Source organism: Nocardiopsis endophytica (assembly GCF_027706725.1).
GTDB classification, from domain to species: Bacteria; Actinomycetota; Actinomycetes; order Streptosporangiales; family Streptosporangiaceae; genus Nocardiopsis_A; species Nocardiopsis_A endophytica.
On sequence record NZ_JAQFWQ010000008.1, the window covers coordinates 1 to 12,142 of the forward strand.

A 12,142-nucleotide genomic window follows, 5' to 3' on the forward strand; every position below is an offset into this window, starting at 1 on the left:
CCTGCTGCCCGGGGGCGGTCTCCACACCGCCCTCGACGATCCGCCCGAGCCCGTCGCGGACCCGGTCGGTGGTCTCGGCGGCGTCGGCGCCGAGCCCCTTGGAGACGGCCGCGGCCAGCTCCCCCTCACCGAGGGAGGTGCGCAGCGGCTCGCCGAGCGGTTCACCGGCGATCTCGCGGACGCCTTCGCGGACGCCCTCCCGGCCGGAGCGGACGGTGTCGGCGACCACCCGGTCCCCGACGGCGTCCTCCGCGGATCCGACGGTGGAGTCCACCGTGGACCCGACCTCCGAGCCCACGGACCGGACGGCCGTGTCTGCCTGGCGCACGGTGGAGTCGACGGTGCCGTTCACCGTGTCCGACACACCGCGCCCCGCCTGTCCGGCGGCGGCCTCGGCGTTCTCCGCCCCCGAGGGCGGCGACGGCTGCGCCGCCTCCTCCGGGCCCTTGCGCGTCTCCCGCCCCTCCTGCCGGGCCGCCTCCGCCCCGTCGACCGCCCGGTCCGCGACCCCGCTCACGACGGGGACCTCGGCCAAGGCGTCGTCGGCGGCGTTCGCCGCGGAGGCACCGGCCAGCCAGCCGCCGGCCACCAGGCCGGCGACGACCGCGAGGCGGCGCAGGGCGCGGACGCCCGGCAGGCGCGCGGCACCGGCGGGGCGGACCCGCCTGCCGCTGCCGACCTGCACCATGGAAAGCCACCTCGGGTGAAGAAGACGCACGGGTGCGCCGACCGGAGAGCCCGGCCGACGGCGGGAACGTGTCCCGCAGACTGAGAGTCACGCTAGCACCACGGTGCGCTATTGGCGCAGAGAAAACAGTGAAACGGGCCGGAAAAATTCTCCGGCCCGCCTCACCGCCCCCGGAAGGCGCCTCAGCTCATGTCGATGAACCGGTCCAGCACCCGCGCGCCGAACCGCAGGGCGTCCACGGGGACGCGCTCGTCGACGCCGTGGAACATGCCGGAGAAGTTCAGCTCCGGGGGCAGGCGCAGCGGGGCGAAGCCGTAGTTGCGGATGCCCAGCCGCTGGAAGCTCTTGGCGTCGGTGCCGCCGGACAGGCAGTAGGGCACGGCGCGGGAGCCGGGGTCCTCCTCCTCGAGGGCGCGCGCCATGGCCGAGACCAGGCCGCCCTCGAAGTCGGTCTCCACCGAGGGGAGGTGGTGGATGAACTCGCGCTCGACGTTGGGGCCGAGCAGGCGGTCCACCTCGGCGAAGAACTCCTCCTCCATGCCCGGCAGGAAGCGCCCGTCGACCTGGGCCCCGGCCGAACCGGGGATGACGTTGGCCTTGTAGCCGCCCTCCAGGACGGTGGGGTTGAGCGTGTTGCGGAGGGTGGCGCCGATCATCCCGGCGATGGGGCCCAGACGGGAGAGCACCTCCTCGGGGTTCTCCTCGTCGAAGGGGATGCCGAAGGCGTCGCACACCTCCTCCAGGAAGGTGCGCACGGTCTTGGTCAGCCGCACGGGGAACTCGTGGCGGCCGAGCCGGGCGACGGCCTCGGCGAGCTCGGTGACCGCGTTGTCGTCGTTGACCATCGACCCGTGCCCGGCGGTGCCGCGCGCCTTGAGGCGCATCCAGGCGATGCCCTTCTCGGCGGTCTCGATGAGGTAGAGGCGCCGGTTCTCCTCCACGGTGAAGCTGAAGCCGCCGACCTCGCTGATGGCCTCGGAGCAGTCGGCGAACAGCTCGGGGTGGTTGGCGACCAGCCACTGGGCGCCGTAGGAGCCCCCGGCCTCCTCGTCGGCGAGGAACGCGAGGACCACGTCGCGCGGCGGGCGGCGCCCGGAGCGCACCCGGTCGCGGAAGACGGCCAGGGCCATGGCGTCCATGTCCTTCATGTCGACGGCGCCGCGGCCCCAGACGCACCCGTCGGCGATCTCGCCGGAGAAGGGGTCGTAGGTCCAGTCGGCGGCGTCGGCGGGCACCACGTCCAGGTGCCCGTGCACGAGCAGGGGCGCCCGCGAGGGGTCCTCCCCGGGGATGCGCGCGATGACGCTGGTCCGCCCGGGGGCCGACTCGAGCACCCGCGGCTCGATGCCGACCTCGTCCAGCTTCCCGGCGACGTACTCGGCGGCCTCCCGCTCCCCCGGACCCGACATGTCCCCGTAGTTGGAGGTGTCGATGGCGATGAGCTCCCGGCAGAGGTCGACGACCTCCGCCTCGGCCCCGCTGGGGGCACCGCTGGGGGCACCGCTGCCTTCGGTCTCGGGCATGGTGTGCACCAGCTCCTCTCGGCGACGTGTGGATCCGACCCTCCCATGCTCCACCCCGGCGGAAAACGATGTACGCCCGGGCTCAGACCTTTGCTATGGTTAACCGTGTCCGCGCGAAGCCGCGGACCGAGTCCGGGTGGCGGAATAGGTAGACGCGCTAGCTTGAGGTGCTAGTGCCCGTTAAGGGCATGGGGGTTCAAGTCCCCCCTCGGACACGCCAGTTCGTACATGTTGTGCGGGTCGAGGCTTCCCTCGGCCCGCACAATGCGTTCCACGGGGTGGTAGGTCAGCCGAAGGTCCAGTCCCCTGTAGAGGGCGGCCTTCGCCTCACGGTCGGCTCGCCTGATCATCTGGGAGACATCTCCTATCGCTTCGAGGCAGGCCACGATCTCTTCCTCCTCCAGCTGCCGGGGCCCAGTGCTCTGCTCAGTGAATCGGGCATGCGCCAGCGCCCGGTCGGCCTGGACCTCCTTGATCCACGCTGAGACCACTTCGGGGTCGGTGCCCGCTTCCAGAGCTTGGCGGTAGCGGGCCAGCTTCTCGTCGCACTCGGCGACCTTCCGTTCAGCCTCCCGCCGCACCGCTCCGTCCGTTCCGCTCTCCTGCTGGGACTCTGCGATCACCCGCACGGTGTCACCACGCCGGACGGGGTCGAACAGCTTGGCCAGCCACGTGTCCAGCGTCGGCAGGACATCGGCTTCACGCAGATACACGGTGCGCGGGTGCTCAACATGGTTGGCAGTGGCGTACTCGTTAGGGAAGGTGCACCGGTAGTAGGCCTGGTCGTTGTTCCAGCTGCCCTGCATCCGACGCGCACAGAGCCCGCAGTGCAGCCGACTCCTCAACGGATAGATGTGTCCCGTGCTGCGCGGGCGGCGCACCACGGGACGACGGCCCTTGACCTCCAACAGGCGCTGGGCCAGCTCGAAGTCCTCATCGGAGACCAGCGGCTCGTGTACGACCTGCTCGGAGAAGACCCACTGGTCGGGGTCGTTCCAGCGCAGCCTTGTGGTGTAGCCCAAGGTGACGTCGCGGATGTCGATGAGCTCCTCGGACTTGCGTTGCTTGTTCCACACCTGGCGCCCGGTGTAGCGGGGGTTCTTCAGGATCGCCCGGATCGCGCTCTTGGCCCATGCCAGGCCGTTGCGGTGGGGGTTGCGGCGACGGTCGTGGGCGGAAGGAGAGGGGACACCTTCGCGGGTCAGCGTCTCGGCGATGGCGAAGATCCCCATCCCCTCCAGGAAGGCGGCGAAGATGCGCTGCACGATGTGGCAGGTCACCGGGTCGGGGACCAGCCGGTGAAGCCGCTTGCCGTCGGCGGCCTTGGCGGGATTCGGGTGCGGCCCCGCGTCGGCCAGCGTGTACCCGTAGGGAGGCCGCCCTCCCAGCCAGCGGCCCTCCAGTTGCGCCTGGGCCGCCATGGCCGCTTGGACGCGGATCTGGATGCGTGTTCGCTCGCCCTTACTCGTGCCCCCGAACACGCTCATGATCATGGTGTGGGCTTCGTTGCGCGGGTCGATCGGTCCGCCGACCTCGGGCACCCACAGGGGAACGTCGAAGTGCTTGAACAGCGGGAAGGTCTCGTTGAACTGGCTGTCGTAGAAGACGCGCTGCGGTTCTCCCACCACGACGGCGTCGAAGCCGCGCTCGGGGTTCTCCAGTTGCCTGAGCAGACGTGAGGCCTCGGGCCGTCGCCGCGGGGGCACGGAGCGGGACTTGTCCACGTCGAAGAACTCGGTGGTGATCCGCCCCTGGCGTCCGATGAGGGCTTCGCTCCGGGTCCGTTGCCAGGCTCGTGAGGCTTGAGGGTCTTGCAGGTCGTCCGTGGACACCCGGGCCCACAGAGCGAAGCGGAGTTCTTTATCCTCGGTCCTGCTCACCAGGCTGTTGCTCATTCGATGCGTTGCCTCCTTCCGGCTGCTGCGCACGCTGCTCGGATGCGGCCTGCTGTGCGTACGCACCGCGAATGATCTGCAGGAGCGCTCGCGCGGCTGACGGGGTGAGCATTGGAGGGGAGTCCGGAAGGACGGCGCGCACAGGAGGCGCCTCTCCCCCATCGCGTTCGGTATGGCCGCGAGGGTACCCCCCACCACCCCTCACATTCTCGTGTTTTACCTGGTCAGAAGCCTGATCTCGCTCGCCGGACACAGCACCCTCACCTCCGGGCGAGCACCCGGCCAGGCGGCACCAGCGGCATGCCGCGGCAACGCCGACCGCCCGCGCGACGCCAGCTCGTCCCTACCGCCCTCCGCTTCACGGTGCCTCCCACCGCACCCGCGCTGGCCCCAGGCGCCCCGGCTGCCGGGGCGGATGCCAGTCCCCGCGCGGCGGCAGCTCCGCCGCCCGCCGCCACCCCGCCGCGCGCAGCGAGGTGCCGGGCTCATCGGTGCGGGTGTAGGTGACCAAGCGCCGATACCCCAGCGCCTTTGCCGCCCGCCATACCGCGCCGAGCAGCCGGGAGCAAGCGTTCGGCGTGCCGTCGGAGACCAGGCGGGTGACCTCGAGCGTGCGCCCATCGTCGAGCCCGCGGGCCACCGGACGTCCCACGATCGCCACCGCCACCAGCACCCCGTCGGCATGCCGGAGCCCGAGGCTGAACTTGTGCCCGCGCGGCGGCCCCAGGTGCCGGTGCCACACCTCCACGAACGCCTTGGCCTCCGCCAACGGGACCGGCACCAGCTCCATGTCCTGATGCCGGCGCCGGTTGGCGAACACCGCGGCGGCCGGAAGCGCGAACCCGCCCCCGCTCACCGCTCCTCCCCCTCGTCTTCACCGGGGCAGGCCCATGGCGAGCACCCCCGCTCCCCCGGTTCGGCCTCCTCCCCCAGATCCACCTCGCCGAGCGGGATGCGCGCCGGATGCAGGTAGAAGGCGCCCTCCAGCGGCATGCCGCGCGTTGCCGCGGCAGGGTGGCCGTGCCGGATCGCGGCATCGAAGTCGACCGCGTCAGCGAACGCCTCCGGCTCCTCAGCTCTCAGGCGGGCCCAGGAGGCGTTGGAGCGGTACGGGCAGCCGATGCAGGCCGACTTCGGCGTGTCCCCGAGCCCGTACAGGGCGAGGTAGGCCCGGCAGTCCTGCCGGGTCCACCCGATGTCCAGCAGCGGGAAGACGTTGCGCAGGTAGGCCACATCGGCGTCCTTGGCCCGGTGGAACTCATCGGTGGAGATGCCGATGGCCTGCTCGGCATAGACGCCCTGCGGCACCCGCGCCGGGTGCGGATAGCCCAGCAGGCGCCGTGCTTCGCGCTTGAGCGGGCGGACCTTGTACTCGGAAGTGCACTGCCGCCGGGCCATACCGCGGCGCCCGTCGGGCTTGGCGATGAACAGCGGCATGGAGGCGAACCGGTGCCGCTCGTCCAGGGCGTCGTGCCGGATGTTGCCGGCGGACACTCTTCGGATCGGGATCCCAGCGCCAGCGGCTACGCCTTCGAGGCGCTCCAGGTGCCGGTAGACGGCGGCCGGCTCCCAGCCGGTGTCGGCGAACAGGGCGTAGTCGAACCTGGGGATCGCCCCTTGGGCGGAGAGCAGGAGAAGGGCGCTGGACTGCACCCCGGCTCCCAGGGAGAGCAGGCGCAGCTTCGGCGGGGCAGAACGTTTCACGGCAACGACGTCGGACCACAGCGAGCCTCACCAAAGACTCAGGCCCGCCCTGCCCGCCGCGCTCACCCGCCTGCCGCCGACGTGTTCGCGTACGCAGTGCGCTCGCAGTCCTCTCGCCTCCACCTCTGCGCCCAGCGCAGTCCCCATTCCGCGCACGCCGGGCGAACGCGCCGTATCAGCCCAGCTCACACCCGAGAAGTGTGCGATGTTGCTGCTCAAGAGGGCGGTGCTTCATGGGGCTCCCGACACCGCAGGGAGGCTCGCGATGCCGACGACCCCGTTCTCCACCCTCCACAACGCCCTCGCACTCCTCCTCGACGGCTCCGGCCAGCCGGGAAGCGAGCTGGCCGAGCTGATCGGCATGCCGCCCCACGACCTGTCCGCCGCCGCGGCAACCCATCAGCTCCTGAAAGCCGACCGCACAACCGCCGATGAAGTCTGGCGCGGCATCATCACCCGCGCCCGCGAGGGCGATCCGGCATGGACGGTCATCGCCGCCGGGCTCGCACTCCCCGGCCTCGCCGCCGCCCGCCGCCGCCTCTGCCGCGACCTGCCGGAGGAAACCGCCGACGTCGAGGCCGAGATGCTCACCGCGTTCCTGACCGAGCTGAAGACCATCACCCCGGCAACGCAGGCATTGTGCCCGAAGCTGATCTACGCCGCCCGCAAAGCGGCCCAACGGCACCGCTACCGCATCCTGCGCAATCGGCATCGGACCACGGACTTCGAAGAGGAGAACGCCCTTGCCCCTGCGCCCTCATCGGACGGGCCGGTTACCCTGCTCGCCACCCACGTCCGCAACGGCCTCCTCAGTGCTACCGAAGCTGAACTCATAGCCCGCACCCGCCTGGAACGCGCGCCCCTCGCCCGCGCCGCTAGCGAACTCGGCCTGACCTACATCACCGCCCGCCGCTACCGCCAACAAGCCCAGGTCCGAATCGCCGAAGCCCTCAACGACACAGAGATCCCAGAATCCATGTCCGCCTGACCCCAGTGAGGGGCATTCGAGCGCGGGGCTCTTCACTGTCCGCTCGTGCCCTCTTCACCGGAACCCGATTCGCCGTCATCACTAGGCATCTCCGGACTCCCCTCCTGGCCGATGGGCCGCCAGTTGGGAGGGAGAGTCACGATCCCGGGCGACGCCGTGGCGGCGGCGATAAGGTCGGTCGGGGGCTGGCCTGTGGCCCAACGGGGGCCGGTCTTCCCCTGCTCGAAGAACCTGACAGTGCCTCCGCTGAAGACGGCCCCGCTGAAGTCCATCCTGTCGGTTTTCCCGGGGTCTGACTCGCCGTTCTCCCCGAAGTTCATCTTTTGGGTTTCCTCGAAGTTTGGGGGCGAACACCGCCTTCACGCCTGCGAACCCGGTGCCACAGAAGGTGAATCTCCCCGGGAAGATTCACTCGTCCTCGGTTCCATAGCGTCGCAGAAGCCACCGGTCACCTTCCGCTGAGCGACCTGTGTTGTGCAGTAGGACACCGAGGTTGTTCATCGCAGCGGTGTGGCCGGCCTCGGCGGCCTTACGCAACCAGTGCTCGGCTTCTCCAGGGCGGTTGGAGTCGGCGAGAAGGCGTCCGAGAGCGTAGTTCGCCTCAACGTGGCCATTCTTACCAGCTTTGCGGTACCACCCCTCAGCTTGTTGTCTGCGGCTGGCTTCGAGCAGGAAGCCGAGGGCGTACGTTGCTTCGCTGTGGCCGGCCTCGGCGGCCTTATGCAACCAGTGCTCGGCCTCTTTTGGGCGCTTGTATCGCTGCAGCAGCCGTCCGAGTTCGTGTTGGGCGTCGCTGTTTCCCGCCTCAGCAGCGGTGTGCCACCAATGCTCGGCCTCCGAGATACGGCCAGCTCGCTTCAGCAGGCTGCCGAGTTTGCCCATTGCGCTGATGTGCCCGTTCGTGGAGGCGTCGCGGTACCAGTCCTCAGCCTCACCGCTGCGTCCGGCGTGGTCCAGCAGCACACCAAGCTTGTGCATAGCCTCCACGTGCCCGCCCTGAGCCGCCCGGCGGTACCACTTCTCAGCCTCATCAGGATTCACGGCTTCGAGCATCGCTCCATGGGTGAATAGTTGCGAGGCATATCCGGCTTCAGCGGCGCGGCAGAACCAGTGCTCGGCTTCTTGTTGATCGCCCTCGTTCTCCAGCTGCGTCCCGAGGTCGAGCATCGAGTCGACATGACCGGCTTCGGCTGCCTTGCGCCGCCATACCCTGGCAGCTCCGGTGCGTCCAGACTCTTCCAGGATCTTGGCGAGGTGGAATGTCGCTGCCAGGTTCCCGTTTCCAGCCTCTGCGAAGTACCATCTCTCGACCTCCTGGTGCGCGGTCTCCACGATCTTCTCGGCCTGGGCTCGGGCTTCGACCAAGATCGCCTCGCGCTGTGCCTCAGACTTGTCTTGATCAGGGGCGTCGGTTCGGGGACCGGGGCCGGATGTACTAGGGGTGGTCGATAGCCGTTCCCAGGATCGTCGCCACTCTGGCAGCTGCTCAGGAGTCAGTCCGCAGGCCTCCAGCAGGGTCATCAAGGCCTCTTTGCGGGGCCAGCGTCGCCCGTTGAGCACCTCGGAGATCGTCGACCTCGATAGTGCCGTGCGCCCCTGCCGCTGGGCCCAGCGTTCCAGCATGCGTAGGGAAGGTGCGTCAGCACGCCTGTGCACGGTGCCCAGCAGGGCGATGAGTTCTTCTCGGGTGGTCGCCGCTTCCACATTCAGGTCGGCGGTGTGAACAGCTTCGTCCATGCCTGCCCGCACCCTCTCCAGGCGTCCGGTGGTGTCCGACACCCTAGTTCCGCACAGCCGACGCCGGCGGGAATTCCGCACTCGCTGCACTCTGTACGGACATCGTGCCCGCGGCCCCTGTCCCTGCCGGAGGCCGGGACAGGGGCCGCGGGCACTGAAAGTGGGCTTGCGGTCAGGGCGCCCGGACGAGTTCAGCTGATCAGGCTGTCGAGAAACTTGAAGGCCCCACCCAGGGCGAAGAGCCCGCCCAGGGCGGCCTCGGCCGGGTGGCGGCCGGCCCACAAGGCCAGGGCGGCGACCACGGCCGCGCACACCAGGCTGGCCAACACCACCAGCGCGGCGCGGGTGCTCAGCCGGGTGCTGGCGGTAGACGGCTCGTCGGTGCGGTCAGGGGTTGTCATGGTCTCTGCCCTCCTGCCCGGCGCCTGCGGGGCCGGATACCCGGACACCGGCCGGAATCCCGGTGCCGACGCCCAGACAAGCGCGGCGGCGAGGGTGTCCGGCAGGGGAAGGGACGGGCCCGCTCCAGATGCGTGACACCCCTGCTCCGGCCGCGGCCCCCCGCTGGCCGTATGCAGACACCGCCCCGGCGCCCTCTCCGGGGCGTTCTAGGGTTCCGGACACGGCCGGACAGCAGTGGACAGCGGGGAGGGCGGCCCGTGGAGATCGGACCCGACACCGAGGACTTGGGTGTGGAGGAGGCCAGCGACCGGGCGGAGTTCGCCAAGCTGCTGCGGACCCTGCACATGCGCGCGGTCAGCCCCTCGCTGCGGGCGCTGGAGAAGGAGACCGCGACCGCGGCCCGGCCGCTGGTCCCGCTGCGCCGCTCGTCCCTTTCCGAGGTCCTGCAGGGGCGTCGCTTTCCCCAGCGGGCCGTCCTGGCGACGTTCCTACACACCTGCGGAGTGCAAGGGGCAGAGGCACAGCGGTGGATGCGCGCCTGGGAGCGCCTGGCCCCGGCCTATGCCCCGGCCACCCAGCCCGAGGCCCACGCCGCCGATCAGGACCACGATGCGGAGGCGGTGCTCGCCCAGGCACGCCGCCAGGCCGAACAGATCCGAGCCCAGGCGCTGCAGGAGGCACAGCGCACCCCCGAGCAGGAAAGCCCTGCCTCCGTGGACTACGGGCCCCTCACCACGATGTTCAGCCTCGGCACACTTTTGCAGGAGAGCAGACGCAGCACTGACGCCGAGGCCTGGTACTCCCGGCGCGCCATGGCTGGCGGTACCGCCACATCGAGGGCTTTCGGACTGCTGCTGCGCACTGAAACAGAAGAGGTCCCTTTTGCGTCGCCCAACTCCCTTCTTCTGCTGCTCCGCGCCAGCCGGGCGGTCAGGGGCGAGATGTTGTTGCGGTGCGCCGCCAAAAAGGGCCACACCGAAGCGATATACGCCCTGGGCCTGATGCTGCACGACACTGGTTGGGCTGAGGAGGCCGAGCCATGGCTGGAACGCGCCGCCGACAATAGCAGTGGCCTCTCCTCGTTCGTCCTCGTTCACCTACTGGACGCCGCCGGTCGGCGTGAGGAGGCCGAGGCGTTGTTGCGGCGCGCAGCGGCAGACGGAGCCCCAACCGCAAGCGTATGGCTCTCCATTCTGTTGGACACTGCAGATCAGGAGGGGCAGCAAGATGAAGGAATGGCCTTGTTGGAACGCGCCGCCGAAGAGGACAACGTCGAGGCGATGTACGCCCACGGCCTGAGGCTTGCGTACCAAGACCGAGGAGAGGAGGCCAAGACGTGGTTGGAGAGGGCCGTCGACAACGGCTACACGGCGGCAAATGACGGCCTGCTGCTGCTGCTCGAGGCGCTTAGTCATATATTCGACTTCGAGGAGGCGCAGAAACCGCCGACGTGACCCATCAGTCACCGGTCGTGCGTGAACGGGGGTGGTTGGCGAACGTGTCACCCCGCCGCACCAGGGCTGGCTCTTCCGGTGGGCGATGTACCACTCGACCTCGGCGGCGTGGTGGGTTGCCTGTACTTCCGGAGTCGTCTAGCAACGTCTCATGGACCCTGCAAAACTGTCGGAGTACAAGCGCCTGCAGACCTACGTGGAAGGCCTCTATGACCGCTCCGGCGAGGAACCAAAGCTGCGGCTTCCGCTGTACCCCCAGCAGGGCAGCTCGCTTCGTGCCGACGACGACAAAATCCCTGGCGGTCGGACGGCCTCGCAGATGGCCCTCAGCTTGATCGCTGGGGGCGCGGCCAACGCCCAAGCTCTGCAACGGCTCATCGTTTCCGGGGTGGTCGATAACTGGTCACTCTGGTCGATCGCGCGGACCGCCCTCGAATCCAGCGCTCAGGCGGTGTGGCTTCTACGCGGCAACCGTGATGAACGGGTCCTGCGGGCCGCGCGGGCGTGGGCTGACGACCTGGATAAGCGCCACAAGTGGGAGAGCAAGAGCGGCTGGAGGGTTCCCGAAGGCGGAGAGTCAGGGCGTCAGCGGCGCGATAAGTTCCTCAATGACGCGGCTCATAAAGGGATGGACCCCAACAAGGTCGGAGGCCGCCCGAAGTACACCGAGGCCCTCGAGGAAGCAGCCAAGCGGTGCGGCCAGGACCCGGACCGGGTCGTGGCGGCATGGCAGTTGGCCTCTGGCTTCGCCCACGGGAAGCAGTGGCCCTATCTGAGGGGGAGCGACGTTACCGGCACCGACCGGACCCGGGAGGGCACCGTTCACCACGTCGAGTTCTCCGAGGAATCGTTCGACCCGCTGGCCAGCTACATCCGAGAATTCCTAGAGTGCGCCGTCACTACATACGAGAAGCGCAGTGCCAGCACGAGGGTCGGGCAGGATCAGTAACCTAGGGAGGTCGGTAAGACGCTCAGCGGGATCTCGGGTCGGCGTTCCTCGCAGGAGCGGTGGTAAGGAACGCGTCACTAGGCGCCAGCTGACCGCAGGGTAGGAACGGAACGGCGAGCACCGGTCGGTGTCACATCCGTTGACGGCCACGCCTCCCCGCTCTTCTGGGTTTCGGCAAGCTCAAGGACCGCTCCCGCCGCGGACGCCGCCGGAGCCGACCAGCAGCGCCAGCAGCGCGCAGGCACCGGACGTCGCTCCGCCTCCCACGAGCAGAGCGGCCAGCCAGGAGCCGCCGTCGGCCAGGTGCAGTGCAGCGGCGAGCGCGCCGATCCCCGCGCTGCCGAGCAGGATCAGCGCCGTCCTCACGTCAAGCATGACCGTCCCTTTCCACCGTGCTTTCGGGTCTACAGGCAAGCCTGAGGGCGCCGAGATGCAGGTGGCACGCGGCCTCTCACCCCACCCGTTCAAACCGATGACACTGGTGAACTACGAGTGTGATCATGCCGGTTGGCCGTCTAACCTTGCCACCAAGTGTTTTCCGGCGTCCTCCCCTGTCCTTCAGGAGCCATCCGATGCCGAAGGTCATTCAGATGCCGTCGCTGGAGGAGCTGCCGCCCGGGGCTCAGCGGCAGTTCATGGAGGCTCTCTACCGCCTGTGGGTCGAAGCGGGCCAACCTGCCACGGCGAAGGTCAGCGCGCGTATCGAGGCCGCGTCCGTTGGTGTGGTGTAATTCCATCTGCGCAGGCCGCCCGGTCGCATCGACCCTCGGTCGAGGCGATCCGGCCTTCGCTGGTCCCGACC

Annotated in this window: 12 protein-coding genes, 1 tRNA gene and 1 pseudogene; 5 read left to right on the forward strand and 9 right to left on the reverse strand. The window is 69.3% G+C overall.

Translation table 11 applies throughout. The annotated features are described in order from the left end of the window. Both O4J56_RS04445 and O4J56_RS04450 read right to left on the reverse strand, forming a co-directional pair. Positions 1-688 (reverse strand): annotated as a pseudogene (locus tag O4J56_RS04445) (hypothetical protein); the annotation flags it as partial. Positions 689-870: 182 nt separating this feature from the next. After that, complete coding sequence (locus O4J56_RS04450) at positions 871-2,211, reverse strand: M20/M25/M40 family metallo-hydrolase (RefSeq protein ID WP_270683784.1); 1,341 nt, start codon at positions 2,209-2,211, stop codon at positions 871-873. A gap of 130 nt (positions 2,212-2,341) precedes the next feature. Here O4J56_RS04450 and O4J56_RS04455 point away from each other — a divergent pair. After that, a tRNA-Leu gene (locus O4J56_RS04455) sits at positions 2,342-2,426 on the forward strand. Here O4J56_RS04455 and O4J56_RS32080 read toward each other — a convergent pair. From O4J56_RS32080 to O4J56_RS04470, 3 genes are all read right to left on the reverse strand, one after another. Then, positions 2,382-4,268, reverse strand: a complete 1,887-nt coding sequence (locus O4J56_RS32080; protein WP_408639084.1) for a recombinase family protein — start codon at positions 4,266-4,268, stop codon at positions 2,382-2,384. The two genes, O4J56_RS04455 and O4J56_RS32080, sit on opposite strands and share 45 nt — an antisense overlap. Before the next feature lie 196 nt (positions 4,269-4,464). Beyond that, positions 4,465-4,962: an XF1762 family protein gene (locus O4J56_RS04465; RefSeq protein ID WP_270683786.1), complete on the reverse strand. Its 498-nt coding sequence runs from the start codon at positions 4,960-4,962 to the stop codon at positions 4,465-4,467. Continuing rightward, positions 4,959-5,810: an adenine nucleotide alpha hydrolase family protein gene (locus tag O4J56_RS04470; RefSeq protein WP_270683787.1), complete on the reverse strand. Its 852-nt coding sequence runs from the start codon at positions 5,808-5,810 to the stop codon at positions 4,959-4,961. Before O4J56_RS04470 ends, O4J56_RS04465 begins: the two co-directional genes overlap by 4 nt. A gap of 205 nt (positions 5,811-6,015) precedes the next feature. On the opposite strand from O4J56_RS04470, the gene O4J56_RS04475 reads away from it, so the two are divergent. Then, positions 6,016-6,798: a hypothetical protein gene (locus O4J56_RS04475; protein WP_270683788.1), complete on the forward strand. Its 783-nt coding sequence runs from the start codon at positions 6,016-6,018 to the stop codon at positions 6,796-6,798. A 32-nt stretch (positions 6,799-6,830) separates the two neighbouring features. Here O4J56_RS04475 and O4J56_RS04480 read toward each other — a convergent pair whose 3' ends face one another. The 3 genes from O4J56_RS04480 to O4J56_RS04490 form a co-directional block, all read right to left on the reverse strand. Next, on the reverse strand, positions 6,831-7,118 hold the full coding sequence (locus tag O4J56_RS04480) for a hypothetical protein (protein WP_270683789.1): 288 nt from the start codon (positions 7,116-7,118) through the stop codon (positions 6,831-6,833). A gap of 88 nt (positions 7,119-7,206) precedes the next feature. Further along, positions 7,207-8,535: a tetratricopeptide repeat protein gene (locus tag O4J56_RS04485; protein ID WP_270683790.1), complete on the reverse strand. Its 1,329-nt coding sequence runs from the start codon at positions 8,533-8,535 to the stop codon at positions 7,207-7,209. A 191-nt stretch (positions 8,536-8,726) separates the two neighbouring features. Continuing rightward, complete coding sequence (locus O4J56_RS04490; RefSeq protein ID WP_270683791.1) at positions 8,727-8,936, reverse strand: hypothetical protein; 210 nt, start codon at positions 8,934-8,936, stop codon at positions 8,727-8,729. Positions 8,937-9,194: 258 nt separating this feature from the next. Here O4J56_RS04490 and O4J56_RS04495 point away from each other — a divergent pair, with 258 nt between their 5' ends. Both O4J56_RS04495 and O4J56_RS04500 read left to right on the forward strand, forming a co-directional pair. Further along, entirely contained in the window at positions 9,195-10,391 is a 1,197-nt protein-coding gene (locus O4J56_RS04495; protein WP_270683792.1) for an SEL1-like repeat protein, read from the forward strand. Positions 10,392-10,542: 151 nt separating this feature from the next. Continuing rightward, positions 10,543-11,340, forward strand: coding sequence for a hypothetical protein (locus O4J56_RS04500; RefSeq protein ID WP_270683793.1), 798 nt, complete (start codon positions 10,543-10,545; stop codon positions 11,338-11,340). Positions 11,341-11,520: 180 nt separating this feature from the next. On the opposite strand, the gene O4J56_RS04505 is transcribed toward O4J56_RS04500, so the two are convergent. Continuing rightward, positions 11,521-11,715 carry a hypothetical protein gene (locus tag O4J56_RS04505; protein ID WP_270683794.1) on the reverse strand — a complete coding sequence of 65 codons (195 nt, stop codon included), beginning with the start codon at positions 11,713-11,715 and terminating at the stop codon, positions 11,521-11,523. A 197-nt stretch (positions 11,716-11,912) separates the two neighbouring features. Between O4J56_RS04505 and O4J56_RS04510 the strand changes: the two genes are divergently transcribed. Continuing rightward, positions 11,913-12,071 carry a hypothetical protein gene (locus O4J56_RS04510; RefSeq protein WP_270683795.1) on the forward strand — a complete coding sequence of 53 codons (159 nt, stop codon included), beginning with the start codon at positions 11,913-11,915 and terminating at the stop codon, positions 12,069-12,071. Positions 12,072-12,142 lie beyond the last annotated feature (71 nt).